The sequence below is a fragment of the Mesorhizobium sp. M7A.F.Ca.US.011.01.1.1 genome (assembly GCF_003998295.1).
Lineage (GTDB): Bacteria > Pseudomonadota > Alphaproteobacteria > Rhizobiales > Rhizobiaceae > Mesorhizobium.
Window position 1 is genome coordinate 1 of sequence record NZ_RZRT01000014.1, and the last position, 22302, is coordinate 22302.

Genomic DNA, 22302 nt, shown 5'->3' on the forward strand with positions numbered 1-22302 from the left:
GCGCCATCGCAGCTCGCTCAGCGTCAAAGAAGAAGGCTATCATCGCCGTCGCAAGGAAGCTCCTCGTCGTCCTAAACGCCATCATCCGTGATAAAAAAGCTTTCGCATGAACACAGTTGCCATGCCGTTTACCTCAGCCGAAAGGTGCAGCGGAGCAGAATTCTGCACCGTGGCAACACTCGAAGGTCACGGCATGGATCCTCGGGTCTGCACTGCGTCGCTACGCTCCTTGTTCCGCCCGTGGATGACGACGCTGGAGAGGCCGCCGCTCAGGACAGCTTGGCGATGATGCTGCGTAGCGCTTCCCCGAAGCGCCGGACTTCCTCGACCGTGTTGTAGTGGACCAGCGAGGCGCGGATGGCGCCGCTGTCCATCGATAGGTTGAGGCGCTTCATCAGCCGTGGCGCATACATATGGCCGTCGCGGATGCCGATCTGCATCTCGGCCATTTCCTTGACGATCCGCTGCGGCGACAATGTGCCGATGTTGAAGCAGAAGGTCGGTACGCGCTCGGTGATGCGAGCCACGTCGGCAACACCATAGATGGTCGCGCCGCAGTCCTTGAGCACAGCGAGCATCTCACGCGCCAGCACCAGCTCATAGTCGCGGATGGCGCCCATGCCGGCAACGATGTTGTCGCGCCGCGAGCGGTTGTTGGAGGGCGCCAGATTGCGGCCGATCAGTTCGAGATACTGCACGGCGGCATCCATGCCGGAGACGTTCTCGTAGATGAAGGTGCCGGCCTCGACCTTGTAGGGCGGCTCGTCGGGGATGAAATCCTCGCGGAAGGTCGGCAGCCGCTTCAGCGTTTCGAAGCGGCCCCAGAGGAAGCCCATATGCGGCGAGAAATTCTTGTAGCCGGAGCAGACGAGATAGTCGCAGTCCCAGGCCTGCACGTCGATCAGACCGTGCGGCCCGTAATGCACACAATCGAGGAACACTTCGGCGCCGGCCGCGTGCGCGATCTCAGCCACCGCGGCGACATCGACGATCGAGCCGATCGAATGCGCGGTGACCGTGCAGGCGACGAGACGAGTACGGTCCGAAACCAGCGGACGCAGATCGTCGACATGCAGATTGCCGTCCTCGCGCATCCGCCACCATTTGAATTTCGCACCGGCCGATTCCAGTGCCAGCCAGGTCGCGATGTTGGCGTCGTGGTCCATATCGGTGACGACGATCTCGTCACGTTCCCCGAGCATCTGACCGATGCCGAGGCTGACCAGGCGGATGAACGAAGTGGCGTTCATGCCGAAGCAGATTTCCGCCGGGCGGTAAGCGTTGATCAGCAGGGCCACACTCTCGCGCGCATCGGCGACCGACTGGTCCACGGTGACGCTGCGGCCATAGCGGCCGCCGCGCTGCACATTGTGCGAAACCAGATGGTTGGTCACCGCGTCGAGCACGCTCTGCGGGATCTGCGCGCCGGCGGCATTGTCCAAAAAGATGAAGTCGCCGGCCCGCTGCAAGGCGGGAAACATGGCGCGAATGGTGTCGACGGGAAACGCGTCTGCGCTCGCATTGTCGGTTTGATGTCTGTTCACGGGTAGGCTCCTGCAAAAGGACTTGGGCGGGGATCAGTTGGTGACGTCAGCGCTTCTTTTCAGTCTTGAAGCGCTCTTCAAGCAGGCTGACGAGGCGCACCATCGGCCAGAGAAAGATGAGATAGACAAGCGCTGCGCCGATCAGCGGCGATGGGTTGGCGTAGAGCGACTGCGCGTTGGTCGCCTCCTTCAAGAGTTCCGGCAGCGCCACGGTGGAGGCGAGCGAGGTGTCCTTGAACATCGAGACGCAGTTGCTGGTCATCGGCGGGATGACCACACGGATCGCTTGCGGCAGCACAACCTTGCGCAGTGTCAGCAGGAACGGCAGGCCAAGCGCTTGCGACGCCTCGAACTGGCCGCGCGGAATGCTTTCGATGCCGGAACGGAACACCTCGGCCGAGTAGGCCGACATGATGAAGGCGAAGGCCGTCACCGCCGAGGCCCAGGACGACAGGCGTATGCCCAGGAAGGGCAGCGCGTAGTAGATCAGGATCAGCACGACCAGCACCGGCAGGGCGCGGAAGATGTCGGTGTAGCCGACCGCAAGCCAGCGCAGCGGCTTCGGCGCATAGAGCCGGACCAGGCTGATCCCCAGGCCGATGGGAATGCCGATGCCGATGCTCAGAATGCCGAGCAGCAGCGTGTTCAGGAAGCCGCGCAGCAGCGCCGGCAGGCTGGACATGATGACGTCGGGGTTGAAGAAGGTATCCAGCAGCGACATGGGAGCGTTCCCGAACCCGAGAGCAATCATGCTCAGGTTAAAACCAATATGCCTCGCAGATGGCGAGGCGGTCTGCGCGGAAGCCGGCGCTGGAGCATGAAATGAATCGTGCCGGCCTGGAAAGCCGGCACGATGTCAGCGCAGCTTTCAGCTCAGGCCTTCGGCAGCGGCATTTCCTTCATGGTCGAAGAGTCGGCGGGCGCGTCGCTGCCGAACCACTTCTTGTGGATGGCGGCCAGCGTGCCGTCCTTCTTCATCGCGCTGAGCGCGTCGTTCAGCTTGCCGAGCAGCGGGTGGTCCCTGGTCATCATCAGGCCGTATTGCTCACCGGTCTTGATGCGCTCCTTGACGACCAGGTCCTTCATCTTGGTGAAGGAATACTCCATGCCTGGAATGTCGCTGACGGCGGCATCGACGCGGCCGGCGCTGAGGTCGAGCAGCAAATTCTGCTGCGTGTCGTAACCCTTCACGTCGCTGAAGCCGCCGGCTTCCTGATGCGCCTTGACCCAGGTCTCGCCGGTCGAGCCCGACAGCACGCCGACGATCTTGCCCTTGAGGTCGGCCTCGGCCTTGATCGGGCTGTCGGCCTTGGTGGCGATGCCCATGTCGGAGTCGTAATAGGGCTGCGTGAACGACTGCGACTTCAGCCGCTCGGCCGTGATGGTGATCGACGAGATGGCGACGTCGATGCGCTTCGAGGTGGTGGCGGCAAACAGCGCCTGGAAGCCGAGATCGGCGATGTCGGTGGTCATGCCGATGCGCTTGGCGGCTTCGTTGACGATGTCGACTTCAAAGCCTTCGAAGGTGCCGCTCTCGTTCTTGAATTCGAAGGGCGGGTTGGTCGGATAGGCGCCGACATTGAGCACATCGGCGGCATAGGCGGGGGCGGGGCCGGCGGCGATGCCGATGGCGGCGGCCAGAAGAAGCAATTTGCGACGCGTGAAGCTCATTTGTGTTCCCTCTGTTGTTGATCGGGCGGGTTGCTCCCGCACGGTTTTTTGCCGCCCCGCTTCACGCAGGACGTCAATTCATGGCAGCGACCATGCGGTCATGGTTGGCGACGTTTTGTGTTGCAGATCGCGGATCTGCGCGCGCACTTCATCGAAGGCATGGCGCGCATTGGATGATGACTGGGGCAGTATGAACGACAAGAACTGAGACTCCCACCCGGAGCACCCACGATGGACTGGCCGGCACGATGAACTGGTCTGCACGATGGACTGGCCGGCAAGCCCGTCCGGCACGGCAATCGCCATCGACTCTGGAATGCTTATCCAAAGTGCGGCGCTTTTCAAGGCGAAAGTTTAAGCTTAAAAAGCTGCGGTGTCCGTTGCGTGGCCGACACGGTGCGGCCCGCTGGAACCGATACCCGCGAGCGATGGCGACGCGAAGCTATTTCAGGCTTGAAATATCTCCGCGCGGGCCTAGCGTGTGCTCTCTCGCCGGGAGGTCGCGACATGAACAAACCACACCCCTTGCACGGCCCGAACAGATTGAAGCTGGGGGTCTTTTCGACCAATGCCGATGGCGGGCTGGCCATAACCGATGTGCCTGAACGCTGGACGGCAAGCTGGCAGGACAATCTGACCGCAGCCCAGATCGCCGACCGTGCCGGGCTGGAGTTCATGCTGCCGATCGCCCGCTGGCGCGGTTTTGGCGGCCGCAACAAGGTGCGGGAATGGTCGTTCGAGACCTTCACCTGGGCGGCGGCCCTTGCCATGGCCACCGAGCAGATCGGCCTGTTCATGACCGTGCATGTGCCGCTGGTGCATCCGCTCTATGCCGCCAAGGCGCTGGCGACGGTCGACCACATCAGCCAGGGTCGCGCCGGCCTGAATATCGTCTGCGGCTGGAATCCGAAGGAATTCGGCATGTTCGGCACGCCTCTGGTCGAGAAGGGCTACGACCAGGCAGCGGAATGGATCGAAATCCTCGAAAAGCTTTATGCCTCGCCCGACCCGCTCGACTATGAGGGCACCTACTACCGCCTCAAGGAAGCCGTCAGCCGTCCGGCCAGTCTGCAGGTGCCGCGCCCGGTGACCATGAACGCCGCTTTCGGCGGGCCCGGCCGCGATTTCGCCGCCGCGAGATGCGACTATCTGTTCACGACCTTTTCCGAAATGGGCGATGCCGGCAAACATGTCGCCGACATCAGCGAGCGGGCAGACAAGGTGGGCCGTGATGTCGGCGTCTACACCGTGGCGCATGTCGTCTGCCGCCCGACGATGGAAGAGGCGCGGGCATATTACACGCGCTATGCGGTCCATATGGCCGACCACGACGCCGTCGATGCCCACATGGCCGGCAAGAAGGAATTCTCGCAGTCGCACGACCCGCACGCCTATGACCGCTACCGGCAGCGTTTCGCCGGCGGCGCCGGCACCTACCCGCTGATCGGAACGCCGGAAACGATCGCCGCCGACATGGTCGCCATTGCCGGGCATGGCTACCAGGGCATCGCGCTGTCCTTCGTCAATTACACCAGGGAGTTGCCCTATTTCTGCGATCACGTGCTGCCGATTTTGCGGAAGGCGGGGCTTCGCGCATAGTAGTGGTGATCAGTTGCGGTGGATCATCGCGGATATTCGGAATTAGCCGAAGCCCTCCCCAACGTCGTCATCCCTGGGCGAAGCAGGAGCGCAGCTCCGTCGCGGAGACCCTGGGATCCATGCCGCGACTTCGGCCGTGGAGTGTGCAGCGGTGCAGAATTCTGGACCGTGGTGACGCTTTGGAGTCCCGGCATGGATCCTCGGGTCTGCGCCGCGTCGCTTCGCTCCTTGCTTCGCCCGTGGATGACGAAGTAATGGGCGTTTACTCCGGACGAACGAATTCCCTATTCCGGAATAACGGCAGTCGCCTGGATCTCCACCTTGGCCCGGTCTTCGACCAGCGCCACCACCTGCATGGCGGCCATCGCCGGAAAATGCCGGCCGATGACCTCGCGATAGGCCTCGCCGATGCCCCTGAGGTTGGCTAGGTATTCGGCCTTGTCGGTAAAATACCAGGTCATCGAGGTGATGTGCTGCGGTCCGGCACCGGCCTCGGCCAGCACCGCCACGATGTTCTGAAGCGTTTGCCGCACCTGGCCGACAAAATCGTCGGTCTCGAACTGGCATTGCCCGTTCCAGCCGACCTGTCCGCCGACGAAGACGAGCTGCCCGCGCGCGGCGACGCCATTGGCGTAGCCGACAGGTTTTGCCCAGCCTTCGGGCTGCAGAATCCTGTGCATTCAAAACCTCCCGGTATTCCAAAACCCAATTTTCAAAATCGAACGCTCGTCAAAATCTCTGCCGTCAGGCCGCGCCCATCACTTGCCGTGCAATCACCACTTTCTGCACGTCGGAGGCACCTTCATAGATGCGCAGCGCGCGGATCTCGCGATACAGGCTTTCGATGATGTGGCCCTTGCGGACACCGTCGCCGCCATGCAGTTGCACAGCCTTGTCGATCACCTCTTGCGCCTTGTCGGTGGCAAACAGCTTGGCCATCGCCGCCTCGCGTGTGACCCGCGCGGCACCCATGTCCTTGGTCCACGCAGCGCGGTAGACCAGAAGCGCCGCCGCATCGACGTCGAGCGCCATATCGGCGATATGCCCCTGCACCATCTGCAATTCGGCCATCGGGGCGCCGAACAGTTTGCGCTCGGCCACGCGTTTGATGCTTTCGTCCAGTGCGCGGCGGGCAAAGCCGAGCGCCGCCGCGCCGACGGTCGAACGGAACACGTCGAGCACCGACATGGCGATGCGGAAGCCATCGCCCGGTTTGCCGATCAGTGCGGCGGCCGGCAGGCGGACCTGGTCGAAAGACAGCCGCGCCAGCGGATGCGGCGCGATTACTTCCAGCCGTTCGGCGATGCCAAGGCCCCTGGCGTCGCCAGGCAGGAGGAAGGCGGAAAGCCCCTTGGCGCCCGGCGCCTCGCCGGTGCGGGCAAAGACGACATAGAGGTCGGCGATGCCGCCATTGGAGATCCAGGTTTTTTCACCGGAAAGAACATAGCTGTCGCCGTCGCGGGTCGCCGTCATTTCCGTGTTGGCGACATCCGACCCCGAGCGCGGTTCCGACAGGGCGAAGGCTGATATCGCCTTGCCGGCACGTGTCTTCGAAAGCCATTGCTGTTGCTCCGGCGTACCGAACAGGCTGAGCGCGCCGGTGCCGAGCCCTTGCATGGCGAAGGCGAAATCGGCCAACCCGTCATGGCGGGCGAGTGTCTCGCGCGTGATGCACAAAGTGCGCACGTCGAGTGGCCCCGGATTGTTGGGGTCGAGCGCCGTCGGCTTCAGCCAGCCGTCCCTGCCAAGTTTGCCCACCAGCTCGCGGCAGGCGGCATCGACATCATGGTGATCGACCGGCAGGTTTTTTGCGCACCACGTCTCTAGGCGCTCAGCCCACTTGCGATGGCGGTCTTCGAAGAACGGCCAGTTGAGGAAGGAACGGTCAGGCATTGGCGCGCCCTCGATTTTCGTCGCGATCCGTCGCACCCCCCTCTGTCCTGCCGGACATCTCCCCCGCAAGGGGGGAGATTGGCAGCTTTGCCGACGGCGACCTGGCAACGTTGGAGATTGGCGAAAACAAGACGTACAGCCGATCTCCCCCCTTGCGGGGGAGATGCCCGGCAGGGCAGAGGGGGGTGCCTGGGCGCAAACCTGTCATCCTCAATCCCCCTCGAACACCGGCTTTTCCTTGGCCACGAACGCCTTGTAGGCGCGCTCGAAGTCGCGGGTCTGCATGCAGATCGCTTGCGCCTGCGCTTCCGCCTCGATCGCCTGGTCGAGACCCATCGACCATTCCTGGTTGAGCTGCGTCTTGGTGATGCCGTGCGCAAAGGTCGGGCCGGAGACGATGCGCGCCGCCATATCGAGCGCGTCGGCCTCCAGCGAGGCGGCATCGACCAGCCGGTTGTAGAAACCCCAGCGTTCGCCTTCCGCCGCCGTCATGGTGCGGCCGGTGTAGAGCAGTTCGGCGGCGCGGCCCTGGCCGATGATGCGCGGCAGGATCGCGCAGGCGCCCATGTCGCAGCCGGCGAGGCCGACGCGGGTGAACAGGAACGCGGTCTTGGCTTCCGGCGTGGCGATGCGGATATCGGAGCTCATCGCAATGATGGCACCGGCGCCGACCGCGACACCGTCGACCGCCGCAATGATCGGCTTGCCGCAATTCAGCATCGCCTTGACGAAATCGCCGGTCATGCGGGTGAAGGCGAGAAGCTGCTTCATGTCCATATTGACCAGCGGGCCGATGATGTCGTGGACATCGCCGCCGGAGCAGAAATTGCCGCCATTGGACAGGAACACCACGGCGTCGACGTCGTCGGCATAGACGAGGTCGCGGAACGTGTCGCGGAATTCCGCATAGCTGTCGAAGGTCAGCGGATTCTTGCGCTCCGGCCGTTCGAGCCGGACCTTGGCGATCCTGCCCTCGACCTCCCACAGGAAATGCTTCGGCTTGCGGCCGGCCATCACAGTCATTCGCGTCCCTCCCAGTTGCTGCGGAACGAGGTCAGCATGCCGGTCAGCCGGCGCGCGTCGTCCTCGCTGACCTTGCCCAGCAATTCACCGATCCAGCCTTCATGCGCCGCGGCGATGGTGGCGAAGGCCTGCGTGCCTTCCTCGGTCAGCCGCACCATCGACGTGCGGCGGTCGCCATTGCGCCTCGCGCGGGCGACAAGTCCTTCCGAAACCAGCCGGTCGACGATGCCCGTGACATTGCCGTTGGAGACCAGCAGGAAACGCGACAGGTCGCTCATCAGCATGCCTTCCGGCGCGCGATAGAGGGCGGCCATCACGTCGAAGCGCGGCAGCGTCGTGTTGAAGTCCTTCTTCAGCCGCTCGCGCAGCTCGGCCTCGATCGTGCGCGAGGCGCGCAGCAGCCTGATCCATAGCCGCAAGCGGTCCTTGCCGGGTCCCGACGGCGCGGGCAGGGGGCCGGCTACCATGTTTCGCCTCCTGAGATGGAAATCGCCTGTCCGGTGATTGATTGGGCGGCGTCGCCGCAGAGCCACAGCACGGCGGCGGCGACCTCCTGCGGCTGGATGAAGCGGCCTTGCGGGTTGGTCGCGGCAAGGCTTGACCGCGCTTGCTCGACCGAGCGGCCGGTCTTCTCGATGATGCGCTGGATGGACTCTTCCAGCATTTCGGTTTCCACAAAGCCTGGGCACACCGCGTTGACGGTGACGCCCGATTTCACTGTTTCGGCGGCAAGAGCCCGCATCAGGCCGACGACGCCGTGCTTGGCGGCGACGTAAGGCGCGACATAGGCGTAGCCTTTCAGGCCGGCGGTCGATGCGATGAAAACAATTCGTCCCGTTTTCCGCGCGGCCATGCCGGCCAGCGCCGGCTTCACCGTCAGGAAGGCGCCGGTCAGATTGACGTCGAGCGTCCGCTGCCAGTCGCTGAGCGCGGTTTTGTGCGCCGGGGCGCTGCCGGCCATGCCGGCATTGGCGACGACGATGTCGAAGGGGCCACGCGCGGCTTGCGCCCTCTCGTAGAGCGCCGCCATTGCCGCCTCGTCGGTGACATCGGCGACAATGCCGAAGATGCGGTCGTTCTCGCCGGCCACCTCAGTGAGCTCCGGTTCCCGGCGGCCGCAGATGGTCACGTCGATGCCGGCAGCAGCCAGCGCCAGCGCAACGGCCCGGCCGACACCGGAGCCGCCGCCTGTGACCAGCGCATGCTTGCCCGCGATCATGCGCCAATCCTCGAAACTTGGCGCCAAGTACCCCCACCCCTAACCCTCCCCACAAGGGGGAGGGAGAAGGCTACGACAGCGCCCATCCATTGCAAACTTCTGCGGTTCCAGAGCCGATTGCGACTTGGTCCCCCTCCCCCTTGTGGGGAGGGGCTAGGGGTGGGGGTATAGCGCCGACGTGGCAAATGAAAAACACTCATACTTTCAGCCCCGCTGCGGCGTCGCGCTCGGCCAGCCGGTAGAGCTGGTCGCGTCCGGGCAGATAGGGATCCGGCCATTTGACACCGCGGTCGCCGAGCGTGACGGCGGCATGCAGCGTCCAGTAGGGGTCGGCGAGATGCGGCCGTGCCAGTGCGACGAGGTCGGCGCGGCCGGCCATCAGGATCGAATTGACATGGTCCGGCTCGTAGATGTTGCCGACCGCCATCGTCGCCATGCCGACTTCGTTGCGGATGCGGTCGGAAAACGGCGTCTGGAACATGCGGCCATAGACCGGCTTGGCCAGCGCCGAGGTCTGGCCTGCCGAGACGTCGCAGATGTCGACGCCGGCCTCATGCAGCAGCCGCGCGATCTCGACCGCGTCGGCCGGGGTCACACCTTCGATGCCGACCCAGTCATTGGCCGAAATGCGCATCGAGATCGGCTTCTCCGCCGGCCAGGCGGCGCGCACCGCGCGGAAGATTTCCAGGGGATAGCGCATGCGGTTTTCCAGCGAGCCGCCATAGGCATCCGTGCGCCGGTTGGTGACCGGCGTGATGAAGGACGACAGGAGATAGCCATGTGCGGCGTGGATCTCCAGCATGTCGAAGCCGCAACGATCGGCCATTTCGGCGGAGGCCACGAACTCGTCGCGCACGTTGTCCATGTCGGCGCGCTCCATCGCCTTCGGCACCTGATTCCCAGGCGACCACGCGACGGCCGAGGCCGCCATCACAGGCCAGTTGCCCGATACCAGCGGCACGTCGGTGCCTTCCCAGCCAAGCCGGGTCGAACCCTTGGCGCCGGAATGGCCGATCTGGGCGCAGATCTTGGCCTCGGTCTCGGTGTGAACGAAATCGACCAGCCGTTTCCACGCCACCTCATGTTCGGGCGCATAGAAGCCGGGGCATCCGGGCGTGATCCGCCCTTCCGGGCTGATGCAGGTCATCTCGATGTAGATCAGCCCTGCGCCGCCCTTGGCCCGCTCGGCATAGTGGGTGAAATGCCAGTCGGTCGGGCAGCCGTCGACGGCCTTGTACTGCGCCATCGGCGACACGACGATACGGTTGTGCAGCCGCATGTCGCGCAGCTTGAACGGCGCGAACATCGGCGCGCGGCGCATGCCGCCGGCGCCCGCCTGGCGCTGGAACCACTCCTCGGCGCTTTCAAGCCATTCGGCATCGCGCAGCCGCAAATTCTCGTGGCTGATGCGTTGCGAGCGGGTCAGCAGCGAATAGTTGAACTGCACCGGATCGAGGCCAAGATAGCGCTCGACCTCCTCGAACCATTCCAGCGAATTGCGTGCCGCCGATTGCAGCTTCAGCACCTCGGTGCGCCGCGCATCCTCATATTTGCGAAACGCGGCCTCGAGGTCAGGCTCGGTTTCGACATACTCGGCCAGCGCCACGGCGCTTTCCAGCGCCAGCTTGGTGCCAGAGCCGATCGAGAAATGCGCTGACGCCGCCGCATCGCCCATCAGCGCCAGGTTTTTGTACGACCAGCGCTCGCATAGCACGCGCGGGAAATTGATCCAGGCCGAACCGCGGATGTGGTTGGCATTGGTCATCAGCGCGTGGCCGCCGAGATGTTTTTCGAAGATCCGCTCGCAGACGGCGATCGATTCCTGCTGCGACATCGCGCCGAAGCCGAAGGCAGTCCAGGTCTGTTCGCTGCACTCGACGATGAAGGTCGCGGTGTCGCTGTCGAACTGGTAGGCGTGCGCCCACACCCAGCCATGCTCGGTCTTCTCGAAGATAAAGGTGAAGGCGTCGTCGAACTTCTGGTTGGTGCCGAGCCAGACGAACTTGCATTTGCGAGTGTCGATGTCGGGCTTGAAGATGTCGACGAAACTGTTGCGCGCCCTGGAGTTCAGGCCGTCGGCTGCGACGACGAGATCATGCGTCTCCATGTAGGGCTTGGGATTGGCAATGTCGGTCTCGAACATCAGCTTGACGCCGAGTTCGCGCGCCCGGCGCTGCAGCAGGACCAGCAGCCGCTTGCGGCCGATGCCGCAAAAACCGTGACCTGACGAGACCGTACGCACGCCGTCATGGATGACGGCGATGTCGTCCCAGTAGGCAAAGTGCTTCTTGATCCAGACGGCGCTGACCGGGTCGTTTTTCGACAGATTGTCGAGCGTCTCGGCCGACAGCACGACGCCCCAGCCGAACGTGTCGTCGGCGCGGTTGCGCTCGAACACCGTCACATCGTGCGCGGCGTCCCTCAGCTTCATCGAAATGGCAAAGTAGAGGCCGGCTGGCCCGCCGCCGAGAACCGCAACCTTCATCTGTGCGATCTCCTCTTCGCTTGCTGGAGTTCAGTATTGCGCCGGCGACAAGATATTTCAAGCTTAAAGTTTTATATCGAAAACGATTGTCCTGATATGGCGAAAGCGCGCCTGCGTGTCATCGCGCAAGCGCGCTGCCGGATCACTTTTCCGGGTTCTTCGGGCTCCACAGCACCGTCTCGGCGCCCTTCTCATAGGCCATCCCGTCGGGATAGCTGATCGCTTCCAGTTGCAGCCCCCAAGGCGCCTGGAAGTAGAGAATGGTCTGGCCTGCGGCGGGTCCTTCCTTGACCGGCAATGGTCCCATGCGTGTCTTGACGCCCTTGCCGTCGAGATAGGTTTTGGCGGCTGCGACGTCGTCGACATAGAAGGCGATGTGGAAGCCGCCAATGTCGCTGTTCTTCGGCGTCAGGTCCTTCTGGTCGGGCGCGGTGTATTTGAACAGCTCGATGTTCGATCCATAGCCGCAACGCACCATGGTGACCTGCTCGATCACCGCCTTGGGATCGACGCCCAGAAGATCCTGCATGAAGGTGCCCTTGTCGTCGGCGAACGGGCCGAACGACATCGCCTTCTTGCAGCCGACCACTTCGGTGAAGAAGTCGACCGCCAGCTTCATGTCGGGAACGGTGATGCCGGTGTGGTCGTGGCCGCGCATGCCCGGGATCGAATCCGCCGAGGCTATGCCGGCGCTGCCGAGCATCGCGGCGGCGAGCGTTGCAATTGCGATTTTGGTCTTCATGTCAGTCCTCTCCATTTGACGGGACTTGGGTCTTTGTGGTCGCACGTCCGAGGCCCGCTCTTCGGCGTGCGTATGCATTCATGTCGGCGCCTTGGCGGCGGCAGGAATGTCGAGCCAGCTCGCATCGATCTCGGGCAGCGGAATGGCCGCGATGAGATCGCGCGTGTAGGCTTGCCGCGGCTTGTCGAACAACGCGTCGGTGGCGCTCGCTTCGACGATCACGCCTTCGCGCATGACGATGACTTGCCGGCACAGCCGCCGAATAACAGACAGATCGTGGCTGATGAAAGCGACGGTCAGCCCCATCTCCGCCGCCAGCTTTTCCAGCAGGGTCAGGATCTGCGCTTGCGTCGATACGTCGAGGCCGGAGACGATCTCGTCGGCCAGCACGAATTTCGGCGACAGCGCCAGAGCGCGCGCAATGCCGACGCGCTGGCGCTGGCCGCCCGACAGTTCGTGGCGGTAGCGGCTGGCAAAACTCTGCGGCAGGCCGACACGCTGCAGCGCCTCGGCGACGCGTGCCTTCAGATTGTCGCCAAGGCCATTCTGCTTGAGCGGCGCGGCGATAATGCTGGCAATGGTGCGGCGCGGGTTGAGCGACGACATCGGATCCTGGAAGATCATCTGCAGATTGCGGCGCAGCGGCCGCAGTTCCGCTTCCGGCAGATGGGTAATGTCGCGGCCGTCGAAAGTGATGCTGCCTGCGCTGGGTTCCAGCAGGCGCACCAAAGCGCGGCCGAGTGTTGATTTTCCCGATCCGGATTCGCCGACGATGCCGGCCACCGAGCCCCTGGGCAGGTCGAAGTCCAGGCCCTTCAGGATTTCGACCAATGGCGCGCGGCCGATCAGCGGCTTGCGCGTCATGTCGGGCAGTGCGACCTTCAGACCGCGCACGGAGAACAGTGGCTCAGCCATGCGGCCGCCTCCATGCCTGGTCGGCGGCTGCGATCTCGGCGGCAAGTCCGGCCAGCACCGCCTCGTCCACGGGTTTCAGCGAGGCGAAAGGATCGGTGTAGCGCGGCGTCGCCGCCATCAGCGCTCGTGTATAGGGGTGCTGCGGCGCGGCGAAGAGCGCTGCGGTCTCGGCCTCCTCCACCACCTTGCCGGCATAGAGCACCGATACCTTCTGGCTGATCTTGGCGACGACGCCGAGATCATGGGTGACGAACAGGATCGCGGTGCCATGCTCGCGCTGCAACTGCACGATCAGCCGCAGGATCTGCTTCTGCACGGTCACATCGAGCGCCGTGGTTGGCTCGTCGGCGACGATCAGCCGTGGCTCGGCGGCGAAGGCGGCAGCGATCAGCACGCGCTGGCGCATGCCGCCTGACAGTTCGTGCGGATAGCTTTTCAGCACGCGGTCGGGATCGCGGATTTGCACCTCGTCCAGCAGTTGCCGGATGCGGGTATCGGCCTTCTCGCCGCTCCAGCCGAGGATGCGCACCAGCCGGTCGGTCATCTGCGAGCCGATGCGCCGCGACGGGTTGAGAGCGGTCAGCGGGTCCTGCGGGATCAGTGCCGTGCGTGCCCCGATCAGCGTGCGCCGCGCCTTGGGCTGGAGCTTGCCGAGGTCTTCGCCCTCGAGCAGCATGTCGCCCTCGACAATGCGCACACTCGACGGCAGGACGCCGAGCACCGCCTTGCCGATCATCGTCTTGCCGGCGCCGCTTTCGCCGACCAGCGCGCGGACTTCACCGGGCTGGACGGCAAGCGACACCGATCGCAGCACGCGCTGGCCGTTGGGCAGCACGGCGCTCAAATCCCGGATGCCGAGGCAAGCGCTCATCGCAGCACCGGATCGAAGCGCGTCTTCAGTGCCTCGCCGAACTGGCTGAACGACAGCACGGTGAGGATCAATGTGATCAGCGGAAACACCAGAACCCACCACGCCTGGTGGATCGACAGCCGGCCCTCGGCGATGATGCCGCCCCAGGTTGGATCGTCGGTCGAGATCGACAGATTGACGAAGGACAGGATCGCCTCGACGATGACGGCGATGCCCATTTCCAGCGACAGCAATGCGACGATCGACGGCACCACATTGGGCAGCACTTCGCGCAGCATGATGCCGATGCGGCCATAGCCGGCGATGCGCGCATTCTCGACATAGTCCATGCGCGACTGGCCCATCGTCTCGGCGCGGATCACCCGGCAAAAGCGCGTCCAGTCAATGATGGCGATGGCGAGGATGACGGAGCTCAAGCCCGTGCCGAGCACCGCCACCAGCAGGATGGCGAACAGCACCGGCGGGAAGGCCATCCAGACATCGACGATGCGCGAGATGATGCGATCGGCCCAGCCGCCGAAATAACCGGCGATGAGGCCAAGCGCCGAACCGACCAGGCAGGCGGCGATCGCGGCGGCGAACGCAACGATGAAAGCGATACGGCCGCCGAAGATCAGCCGGGAGAGCAGGTCGCGGCCGAGGCTGTCGGTGCCCAGCCAATAGCCAGGCTCGGATCCATCAATCCAGAATGGCGGCAGCCGCTCCAGCATCAGATCCTGCGCCAGCGGATCCTGCGGCGCGACCAGCGGCGCGAAGATCGCCGCCAGCAGCGCCAGCAGCAGCCAGCCGCCGGCAAGCCACAGGCGCGGCGACACACCGCGTTTCGAGATGCGCGCCTCATCCATGGCGCAGCCTCGGATTGAGCAGGGCATACATCATGTCGACGCTGAGGTTGATCAGCACGAACAGCAGCGCGAAGACCAGCACGATGCCCTGGATCAGCGGCAGGTCGCGGTTGATGACCGCGTCGATCGCCATGTTGCCGAGGCCCTCATAGGAAAACAGCCGTTCGACGATGACGGTGCCGCCGATCAGGAAGGTGAACTGCACGCCGACCAGTGTCAGCGTCGGCAGGGCTGCGTTCTTCAGCGCCTCGCGCAGGATGACCTGCGTTTCCGAAAACCCCTTCACCCGTGCAAGCACGACATAGTCGAGGTCGAGCACTTCCTTCAGCGACTGTTTCAGCAGCTGCGAGATGATTGCGGCGAGCGGCAGCGCCAGCGCCACGGCCGGCATCAGCATGTGCTTCAGGAGATCCCAGGTCAGGTCGAGGCGCAGGCGCAACAGGCTCTCGAGCAGATAGAACTGGGTGACGAAGGGCAGGTCGAGCTGCGGCGACACCCGGCCGGAAACGTCGAAGATCGGCACCAGCACACCGAACAGCAGGATCAGCACCAGGCCCCACAGGAAATCGGGAATGGAGAGTGCCGCGCCGCTGGCGATGTCGATACCGGCCTCGACCGCCGTGCCGCGTTCGCGCGCGCCGATGATCGCCGTCGTGCCGCCGAGCGCCACCGCCATTACAAGCGCGACGATGGCAAGCTCCAGCGTCGCCGGCAGCCGGTTGAAGACGAGGCCGAGCACATCTTGCCTGAGCGAAATCGAGGTGCCGAAATCGCCCTGGGCGACACCAGACAGCCAGATGAAGAACTGCTGCACGATGGTCTTGTCGAGCCCATAGAGCGCGCGCAGCCGGGCGATGTCGGCATCCGTCGCGCCGGGTGGCAGCATCATGGCGATCGGATCGCCGGGCGCGACGCGGATCACGACAAAGACGACGACGGCCACGCCGAACAGCGTGATCAGCATCGTCAGCAGACGGATCAGGAATCGTTGCAGGAGCATTCTGGCCCAGGCCTAATGCGTTTCAGTGACAGATGGAACGAACAGCTCCCTCATCCGGCCGCTTGCGGCCACCTTCTCCCCGAGGGGAGAAGAGGTCGCCGACGGCTGAGCCAGTCTCTTCTCCCCAGCGGGGAGAAGGTGGCCCGAAGGGCCGGATGAGGGGGCCTGCGTCGTTAAAGAAGACACGCCGTCTCGCGAACGGCGTGCCCTCCCATATTGGTCAGGCCGGGGTCATCAGAGCCGGCAGCAGCGCGCCGGACACATGCTGTACCACATTGACGCCCTTGGCATGCACGATCGGCTGCGCATACTGCATCAGCGGCAGCACATAGGCCTGCTCGGCGATGTATTTGTCGACCGCCTTCCAGCCGGCGATGCGCTTGGCCTCGTCCTTTTCGCCCCACAGCGGATTGATCATGTCGATCAAATCCTGGCTGTCCCACACCGAATGCGGGCTCGGGCCGTACATGGCAAAGCCGGTCGAGGTGGTCGGATCGCCGATGGCATTGCCCCAATTGTAGAAGGCGGCCGGCGCCAGCTTGTCGGCGGCGCGCAGCTCGTAGTGCTTGGCGATCTCGTAGACCTCGATCGTCGCCTCGATGCCGACCTTGCGCCACATGCCGACGATCGCCTGGATCATCTCATAGTCCTTGGGCTTGAAGCCCTTGGTCGTCTGGATGGTGAACTTGACCGGCTTTTCCGGCGAATAGCCGGAAGCGGCCAGCAATTCTTTGGCCTTTTCCGGATTGTGCTCGACCTTGATCGACCCGTCGTAGGATGCGTATTCCGGCGTTTCCAGCGTATCGATCGGCTGGCCGTAGCCGCGCAGCAGGCGATCGACCAGCAGCTTCTTGTCGACGGCCATCACGGCGGCCTGGCGGACGTTCTTGTCCAGCATTGCCTCGATGTCGTTGAAGAAGATCATGCCGATGTCGGAGACGTTCTTGCACGAGCCGGCCAGCCCGTCCTTGGCGATCAGCCGGTCGTATTCCTCATAGGGGATTTCCAGCGTCACCTGCGAGGAGCCGGATTCGATCTCGGCGACGCGGCTTGCCGCGTCGGCCACGAACTTGATCGTCACATTTTCGAAGGCCGGCTTGCCGCCCCAATAGTTCGGATTGGCCTTGAGCCGCAGGAACGCGTTGCGCTCGAATTTTTCGACCATATAGGGCCCGGTGCCGATCGGCGCCTTCTCGAAGCCTTCGGCGCCGACCTTCTCGTAATAGGCCTTCGGCATGATGTAGCCGGTCAGGAACGACATCCATTTGAAATAGACCGGGTCGAACTGCACGACGTCGCCGGTGATCTTGTTGCCGTCGATCTTGAAGTTGTTGACGTTCTTCCAGACGAACTGGATCGGGTTGCCGGTCTTCTCGTCACCCGCACGCTGCAGCGACCAGACGACGTCCTCGGCCGTGAACGGCGAGCCGTCATGCCAGGTCACGCCTTCGCGCACCGTCATCGTGATCTTGGTGCGGTCGTCGTTCCAGCCCCATTCGGTGAGCAGGCCCGGCGCGAAGGACAAATCGGGCTTCTGCGGGATGAACTGGTCGAACACCGATTGATAAAGCCCCTGGATGGTCGGGTTGACGGCCGAGGGTCCAGTGGTCGGATCCCAGGACGGCAGGTTGACGTTGTAGGCGATGGTCAGTTCGCCGGCCGCCGCCTTGGCGATCTGCGGCAGGCCGACGGCGGCCGCCCCGAGTGCCGCGGCGCTGTATCCCAGCAATTCCCGTCTGTTGATTGTCATGGTCGTTCCCCTTGTTGGTTTTGTTTCTGCGCGGCGTCTTCAGTTCATTGGTTCAGGCTTCTCGGGCAGCAGCGCCTTGCCCCTCGTAGCCTCAAGGAAATCCTCGGCTCCTACCTCCCGCCAAGCTGTTGTGCGAGCATGAAGCCTGACGCCGCACCGGTGCCAGCGCCCGGCCATGTCGCGGCCCCGGTGAGGTGCAGATTGGCCACCGGCGTGTTCCATCCGGCATAGCCACGCGCCGGCCGGAACAAAAAGTTCTGCGCCAGATGATGGCTGCCGCAGACTTGGTCGCCACCGACGAGGTTCGGATTCTCGCGCTCGAGATCGATGGGTGAGAACACGGCCCGGCCGAGAATCTGGTTTCGCAGGCCGGGCGCGTAGGTCTCGATGATGTCGAGGACGCGGTCGGCGTAGACCTCCTTGACCTTGTCCCAATGCGCCGGCGCGATCTTGCCGGCGGCATCGCCCAGGATTTCGGCGGGCAGCATGCGCACCTGCACCCACAGCACATGCTTTCCCTGAGGCGCCCGCGACGGGTCGATCGCCGTCGGCTGGCCGACGACCAGCACCGGCTCGTCCGGCAGCATGCCTGCCATCGCCTGCTGATAGGTGCGCGACATGGCGTCGAGCGACGGCGACAGATGCACATAGGCGAACTGCCGAAGCTCCGCTCCGGCACGCCAGTCCGGCAATTCCTCGAGCGCCAGATGGATCATCATCGTGCCTGGCGCGTGGCGGAACCTTTGCATCGCCGTGTCGAAACCGGCGTCACCCGAACCATTGGGAAGCAATCTGCCGGTCAGCGCCGTCGGCGCGACGCCGGCAATGACCGCTTTGGTGGCGGTATGCGTCTCGCCCGAAGCGAGCCGCACGCCGGTCGCCTTGCCGGCGGAGATCGTGATCTCGGCCACTTCGGCGCCGGTGACAATCTTGCCGCCGGCGGAGGTCACCATGCCCGACAGGGCGCGGATGATGGTGTCGGCGCCGCCCTTGCCCAGCACCATGCCAAAGCTCTGGTTGGCCATTGATTCCAGATAGGGGAACACCGCACCCCCGGCGATGTCGGGCGCGAAGTCGAGATGCATGCCCCAGGTGGCGAGCGTTGCCCTGATATGCAGCGACTCGAAATTTTCCTCCAGCCAGGCGCGGGGTGAGGACAGCAACAGCCGGCCTGTATCGAGCGCCCCAGACATGCCCTTCTTGCGCCACAGGTTCCACGCGATGCCGGCAAGCGCGCGGGCGCTCATCGGCGAGCCCAGCAGCCGGAACAGATGTTCGGCCTCCGCCGGGAAGGCGGCGACCAGCCTGCGCCATGTCGTGGCGTCAGTGGCGGAGAAGGCGGCCATGCGCGCAGTGGTCTTTTCCATATCGTTGCTGACGCCGAACCAGCGTCCGTCCGGGAACGCGCTGGCAAAACAGTCGGCAACGGGCGCGAACTCCAGCCCCTGCGCTTTCAATTCATTTGCATATTTCCGGTGGAAGGCCGAGCCGGCGAACAGGCTCAGATTCATCGCGCCGAAGTCGTGGCGAAAGCCGGGAAGGGTGAATTCGCGCGTCTGGACGGCGCCGCCGATCGCTGCGTTACGCTCGAAAATCCCGGTTTTCCAGCCTTTGAGCGCCAGATGCGCGGCGCATGCCAGACTGTTGTGGCCCGCCCCGACAAAGATGGCGTCGAACTCGCTCACGCCCCGTTCCCATTTCCTTTATGCTTAAAGATAATTGCAGATGCATATGTTTTCGTCTAGTAGGATATTAAGGGCCGAGACGAGCCTTGATCATCATCACGAAAGAGGGAACAGAGACCATGGATACCCAAAAACTCCTCGGCGAAGTCGCCGGCCAGCTTCTTTCAGGCGCCATCAGGGTGGTCGACCTGTCGGCGCCGCTCGGACCCGACACGCCGCTGATCAAGCTTCCGCCGGAGCTCGCCGTCGACACGCCCAAGGTCGAGATCCACAACATCTCCCGCTATGACAAGAATGGCCCTTGGTGGGCCTGGAACTGGCTGAAGCTCGGCGAGCATTCCGGCACGCATTTCGATGCGCCGCAGCACTGGATCTCCGGCAAGGATTATCCGGACGGCGCCACCGACACCATCCCGGCGCAGAACTTCGTCGGCCCGGTCAATGTCATCGACTGTTCGAAGGAAGCCGCCGCCGACCCTGATTTCCTGCTCACCGTCGACCACATCAAGGCCTGGGAAGCCGAGCATGGCGCGATCAATGCCGGCGAATGGGTGGTGATGCGCACCGACTGGTACAAGCGCAACGGCTCGGAAGCCGAGTTCCTCAATGCCAACGAGACCGGCCCGCACACGCCCGGCCCGACGGCCGAAGCCATCCAGTTCCTGATCAGCAAGGACATCAAGGGCTGGGGCTCGGAGACGATCGGCACCGATGCCGGCAAAGCCGGTGGCATGGAGCCGCCATTCCCGGCGCACACGCTGATGCACAAAGCCAACCGCTATGGCCTCGCCAGCCTTTGCAACCTCGACCAGCTGCCGCCAAAGGGCGCCATCCTGATCGCCGCACCGCTCAAGATCGAACACGGCACCGGCAGCCCGATCCGCGCGCTGGCGCTGGTGTCGAAGGGCTAAGCGAAAGCGTTTGCCGTGACCCAGCCGGATCACATCATCGTCGGCAGCGGCATCAACGCGCTGGTCTGCGCGGCGATGCTCGGCGGCAAAGGGGCGCGTGTGCTCGTCCTGGAGCGCAACGCCCGCATTGGCGGTTGCATGCGCACCGAGGAGATCACCGCGCCCGGCTTCATCCATGATGTGATGGCGACGACCTTCGTGCTGTTCATCACCTCGCCGGCCTTTGCGGCGCTGGGCGCCGACCTTGCACGGCACGGGCTGGAGTTCTGCCACACGGGCACGCCGACCGGCGTGCTGCGGCCGGATGGCAGCCATGCCGTGCTCAGCACCGACCGCGCCGCCAACGTCGCCGCGCTCAATGCAATCGCGGCAGGCGACGGCGACCGGCATGCGGAGGATGTCGGCAACATCGAGCGCAATGCCGGCCTGCTGTTCGGCCTGCTCGGCGGCAGCCTGTGGTCCTATCCGACCGCCAAGCTGCTGGCCGGCGATGGCTGGCGGCGCGGCCCGCGCGGTCTTGCCGCCTTTCTCGGCGAGGCACTGGTGCCGGCGCGCGGCTGGCTCGAAAGCACCTACCAGTCCGAAACCATCCGTGCACTGTGGGCACCCTGGGTACTGCATGCCGGGCTCGGCCCGGAGGATGCTTTCTCCGGCCAGATCGCCAAGGTCATCGCCTTCGCGCTTGAGGCGGCGGGCGCGCCGATCGTCAAGGGCGGGGCAAAAAACCTGCTGGCGGCCTTCGAGGCTTTAATCCGGGAACGCGGCGGCGACATCCGCACCGGCGCCGATGTCGCTTCGATCGTTCAAAGCAATGGCCGGGCAACTGGCGTGCGGCTGGCCTCGGGCGAGACAATCACGGCCAACAAGAGCGTCATCTGCTCGGTCACGCCGACGCAGCTCTACGGCAGGCTGCTTGGCGCGGATGCTCCCAAAGCCGATGTCGAGGCGACGCAGAAATACCGCTACGGCAAAGGCAATTTCCAGATCCACTACGCCCTGGACAAACCGCCCGCATGGCGGGGCGAAGGCCTGGACACGGTCGCGCTGCTGCATCTGACACCGGGGCTGGATGGTGTCTCGAAAGCCTGCAACGAGGCGGCGCGCGGCATGCTGCCGGAAGTGCCGACCATCTGTGTCGGCCAGCCGCATGCGCTCGATCCGTCGCGCTGTCCGGAGGGCAAGGCGATCCTGTGGCTGCAACTGCCCGAGGCGCCTCGCCACATCAAGGGCGATGCGGCAGGCAAACTGCAGGCGCCGGCTGACGGGCAATGGACCGACGCTTTGCGCGAAGCCTATGCCGACCGCGCGGAAGCGATCCTTGCCAGCCATATCGACGGCTTCAGAGATAGCGTCATTGCGCGTCGCGCCTATTCGCCCGCTGACCTCGAAGCGATGAACATCAATCTGGTCGGCGGCGACCCCTATGGCGGCTCCTCGACCATCGACCAGTCGTTCCTGTGGCGGCCGTTCAAGACCAGCCGCAACCATCAGACCGGCATCAAGAACCTCTACCATATCGGCGCCTCGACCCATCCGGGTGCCGGCCTTGGCGGCGGCTCCGGCTTTCTCCTGGCGGGGAGGCTGTGATGGAAGAGAAGGTTGCCGAAAAGCGCCAGCGCATTTCGACCTTGGGCCAAATCGGGCTGCAGCAATTCGCGCCCTATCTGATGAACCGCATCATGGGTCGCTACAACGCGACCTTACGCGACGATTTCCGTAAGCAGGGCCTGACCATCCCACAGGTGCGCACGCTGGCCGTGTTGTCGGTCACCGACGGCATCACCGTCAACGATCTCTCGGTCTATACTGTCATCGAGCAGTCGACCTTAGCCGAACGCTCGACTCGCTGGAAGGCCAAAGTCTGGTGCGGCGCGAGCAGGGCGTCACCGACAGCCGCATCCGCCATGTGTTCCTGACCGATGACGGCCGCGCCGAGTTCACCCGCGCCTGGCCGGCCATGCATGACGCGTTCGAGGCGATGTTCGACGATATCGACGACGCCGAATATTCCGCGCTCATCGCTACGCTTTTGAAGATGCTGAAGAACATTCGCAAGCACGACATCTAGCATGACCCCGAAAAGTGGCCCCGGTTTTCGGAAGAGGTCATGCTCAAACAGATAGACCTACGCGCCGCCAGCCCTGGGCGG

At 64.1% G+C, this 22302-nt stretch carries 19 protein-coding genes and 1 pseudogene; 4 read left to right on the forward strand and 16 right to left on the reverse strand.

Annotation, left to right across the window (positions count from 1 at the left end; translation table 11 throughout):
* Positions 1-269: 269 nt before the first annotated feature.
* The 3 genes from EOA13_RS15825 to EOA13_RS15835 all read right to left on the reverse strand — a co-directional run bounded on the left by EOA13_RS15825 (position 270) and on the right by EOA13_RS15835 (position 3215).
* Positions 270-1544: a cysteine desulfurase-like protein gene (locus tag EOA13_RS15825; protein ID WP_127293912.1), complete on the reverse strand. Its 1275-nt coding sequence runs from the start codon at positions 1542-1544 to the stop codon at positions 270-272.
* Between the two features lie 46 nt (positions 1545-1590).
* Positions 1591-2265, reverse strand: coding sequence for an amino acid ABC transporter permease (locus EOA13_RS15830; RefSeq protein ID WP_023811481.1), 675 nt, complete (start codon positions 2263-2265; stop codon positions 1591-1593).
* A gap of 152 nt (positions 2266-2417) precedes the next feature.
* Positions 2418-3215, reverse strand: coding sequence for an ABC transporter substrate-binding protein (locus EOA13_RS15835; RefSeq protein ID WP_127293914.1), 798 nt, complete (start codon positions 3213-3215; stop codon positions 2418-2420).
* Positions 3216-3722: 507 nt separating this feature from the next.
* On the opposite strand from EOA13_RS15835, the gene EOA13_RS15840 reads away from it, so the two are divergent.
* Positions 3723-4814: an LLM class flavin-dependent oxidoreductase gene (locus tag EOA13_RS15840; RefSeq protein ID WP_023811479.1), complete on the forward strand. Its 1092-nt coding sequence runs from the start codon at positions 3723-3725 to the stop codon at positions 4812-4814.
* Positions 4815-5098: 284 nt separating this feature from the next.
* Here the strand turns inward: EOA13_RS15840 and EOA13_RS15845 are convergent, their stop codons facing one another.
* From EOA13_RS15845 to EOA13_RS15910, 13 genes are all read right to left on the reverse strand, one after another.
* A complete protein-coding gene (locus EOA13_RS15845) occupies positions 5099-5494 on the reverse strand; it encodes a RidA family protein (RefSeq protein WP_023811478.1) in 396 nt (131 codons plus the stop codon).
* 64 nt (positions 5495-5558) lie between these two features.
* The gene (locus EOA13_RS15850) at positions 5559-6707 is read right to left on the reverse strand and encodes an acyl-CoA dehydrogenase family protein (RefSeq protein ID WP_127293916.1); all 1149 of its coding nucleotides are present in this window, start codon (positions 6705-6707) and stop codon (positions 5559-5561) included.
* 210 nt (positions 6708-6917) lie between these two features.
* Positions 6918-7730, reverse strand: coding sequence for an enoyl-CoA hydratase family protein (locus EOA13_RS15860; protein ID WP_127293919.1), 813 nt, complete (start codon positions 7728-7730; stop codon positions 6918-6920).
* Positions 7727-8197 carry a MarR family transcriptional regulator gene (locus EOA13_RS15865; protein ID WP_027039644.1) on the reverse strand — a complete coding sequence of 157 codons (471 nt, stop codon included), beginning with the start codon at positions 8195-8197 and terminating at the stop codon, positions 7727-7729. The genes EOA13_RS15860 and EOA13_RS15865 overlap by 4 nt, the downstream gene beginning before the upstream one ends.
* Positions 8191-8949, reverse strand: a complete 759-nt coding sequence (locus EOA13_RS15870; RefSeq protein WP_127293921.1) for an SDR family NAD(P)-dependent oxidoreductase — start codon at positions 8947-8949, stop codon at positions 8191-8193. Before EOA13_RS15870 ends, EOA13_RS15865 begins: the two co-directional genes overlap by 7 nt.
* Before the next feature lie 196 nt (positions 8950-9145).
* On the reverse strand, positions 9146-11434 hold the full coding sequence (locus EOA13_RS15875) for a bifunctional salicylyl-CoA 5-hydroxylase/oxidoreductase (RefSeq protein ID WP_127293923.1): 2289 nt from the start codon (positions 11432-11434) through the stop codon (positions 9146-9148).
* A 142-nt stretch (positions 11435-11576) separates the two neighbouring features.
* Complete coding sequence (locus tag EOA13_RS15880) at positions 11577-12176, reverse strand: VOC family protein (protein ID WP_127293925.1); 600 nt, start codon at positions 12174-12176, stop codon at positions 11577-11579.
* A gap of 78 nt (positions 12177-12254) precedes the next feature.
* Positions 12255-13091 carry an ATP-binding cassette domain-containing protein gene (locus tag EOA13_RS15885; protein ID WP_127293927.1) on the reverse strand — a complete coding sequence of 279 codons (837 nt, stop codon included), beginning with the start codon at positions 13089-13091 and terminating at the stop codon, positions 12255-12257.
* Positions 13084-13962: an ABC transporter ATP-binding protein gene (locus EOA13_RS15890; RefSeq protein WP_127293929.1), complete on the reverse strand. Its 879-nt coding sequence runs from the start codon at positions 13960-13962 to the stop codon at positions 13084-13086. The genes EOA13_RS15885 and EOA13_RS15890 overlap by 8 nt, the downstream gene beginning before the upstream one ends.
* Positions 13959-14807: an ABC transporter permease gene (locus tag EOA13_RS15895; RefSeq protein ID WP_127293931.1), complete on the reverse strand. Its 849-nt coding sequence runs from the start codon at positions 14805-14807 to the stop codon at positions 13959-13961. The genes EOA13_RS15890 and EOA13_RS15895 overlap by 4 nt, the downstream gene beginning before the upstream one ends.
* A complete protein-coding gene (locus EOA13_RS15900) occupies positions 14800-15807 on the reverse strand; it encodes an ABC transporter permease (protein ID WP_127293933.1) in 1008 nt (335 codons plus the stop codon). Before EOA13_RS15900 ends, EOA13_RS15895 begins: the two co-directional genes overlap by 8 nt.
* 220 nt (positions 15808-16027) lie before the next feature.
* Complete coding sequence (locus EOA13_RS15905; protein ID WP_127293935.1) at positions 16028-17557, reverse strand: ABC transporter substrate-binding protein; 1530 nt, start codon at positions 17555-17557, stop codon at positions 16028-16030.
* Between the two features lie 110 nt (positions 17558-17667).
* Positions 17668-19242: an NAD(P)/FAD-dependent oxidoreductase gene (locus EOA13_RS15910; RefSeq protein ID WP_127293937.1), complete on the reverse strand. Its 1575-nt coding sequence runs from the start codon at positions 19240-19242 to the stop codon at positions 17668-17670.
* Between the two features lie 119 nt (positions 19243-19361).
* Between EOA13_RS15910 and EOA13_RS15915 the strand changes: the two genes are divergently transcribed.
* The 3 genes and pseudogenes from EOA13_RS15915 (at position 19362) to EOA13_RS15925 (ending at position 22221) form a co-directional block, all read left to right on the forward strand.
* A complete protein-coding gene (locus EOA13_RS15915; protein WP_127293939.1) occupies positions 19362-20153 on the forward strand; it encodes a cyclase family protein in 792 nt (263 codons plus the stop codon).
* 15 nt (positions 20154-20168) lie between these two features.
* Complete coding sequence (locus EOA13_RS15920) at positions 20169-21740, forward strand: NAD(P)/FAD-dependent oxidoreductase (protein ID WP_127293941.1); 1572 nt, start codon at positions 20169-20171, stop codon at positions 21738-21740.
* Positions 21740-22221, forward strand: a pseudogene (locus tag EOA13_RS15925) (MarR family transcriptional regulator). The gene EOA13_RS15920 and the pseudogene EOA13_RS15925 overlap by 1 nt, the downstream one beginning before the upstream one ends.
* Positions 22222-22302 lie beyond the last annotated feature (81 nt).

Excerpts from the sequence above, each read along its gene's own strand:
- EOA13_RS15830 (WP_023811481.1), bottom strand. The coding sequence starts at position 2,265 with ATGTCGCTGCTGGATACCTTCTTCAACCCCGACGTCATCATGTCCAGC.
- EOA13_RS15835 (WP_127293914.1), bottom strand. The coding sequence starts at position 3,215 with ATGAGCTTCACGCGTCGCAAATTGCTTCTTCTGGCCGCCGCCATCGGC.
- EOA13_RS15840 (WP_023811479.1), top strand. The coding sequence starts at position 3,723 with ATGAACAAACCACACCCCTTGCACGGCCCGAACAGATTGAAGCTGGGG.
- EOA13_RS15845 (WP_023811478.1), bottom strand. The coding sequence starts at position 5,494 with ATGCACAGGATTCTGCAGCCCGAAGGCTGGGCAAAACCTGTCGGCTAC.
- EOA13_RS15850 (WP_127293916.1), bottom strand. The coding sequence starts at position 6,707 with ATGCCTGACCGTTCCTTCCTCAACTGGCCGTTCTTCGAAGACCGCCAT.
- EOA13_RS15860 (WP_127293919.1), bottom strand. The coding sequence starts at position 7,730 with ATGACTGTGATGGCCGGCCGCAAGCCGAAGCATTTCCTGTGGGAGGTC.
- EOA13_RS15865 (WP_027039644.1), bottom strand. The coding sequence starts at position 8,197 with ATGGTAGCCGGCCCCCTGCCCGCGCCGTCGGGACCCGGCAAGGACCGC.
- EOA13_RS15870 (WP_127293921.1), bottom strand. The coding sequence starts at position 8,949 with ATGATCGCGGGCAAGCATGCGCTGGTCACAGGCGGCGGCTCCGGTGTC.
- EOA13_RS15875 (WP_127293923.1), bottom strand. The coding sequence starts at position 11,434 with ATGAAGGTTGCGGTTCTCGGCGGCGGGCCAGCCGGCCTCTACTTTGCC.
- EOA13_RS15880 (WP_127293925.1), bottom strand. The coding sequence starts at position 12,176 with ATGAAGACCAAAATCGCAATTGCAACGCTCGCCGCCGCGATGCTCGGC.
- EOA13_RS15885 (WP_127293927.1), bottom strand. The coding sequence starts at position 13,091 with ATGGCTGAGCCACTGTTCTCCGTGCGCGGTCTGAAGGTCGCACTGCCC.
- EOA13_RS15890 (WP_127293929.1), bottom strand. The coding sequence starts at position 13,962 with ATGAGCGCTTGCCTCGGCATCCGGGATTTGAGCGCCGTGCTGCCCAAC.
- EOA13_RS15895 (WP_127293931.1), bottom strand. The coding sequence starts at position 14,807 with ATGGATGAGGCGCGCATCTCGAAACGCGGTGTGTCGCCGCGCCTGTGG.
- EOA13_RS15900 (WP_127293933.1), bottom strand. The coding sequence starts at position 15,807 with ATGCTCCTGCAACGATTCCTGATCCGTCTGCTGACGATGCTGATCACG.
- EOA13_RS15905 (WP_127293935.1), bottom strand. The coding sequence starts at position 17,557 with ATGACAATCAACAGACGGGAATTGCTGGGATACAGCGCCGCGGCACTC.
- EOA13_RS15915 (WP_127293939.1), top strand. The coding sequence starts at position 19,362 with ATGGATACCCAAAAACTCCTCGGCGAAGTCGCCGGCCAGCTTCTTTCA.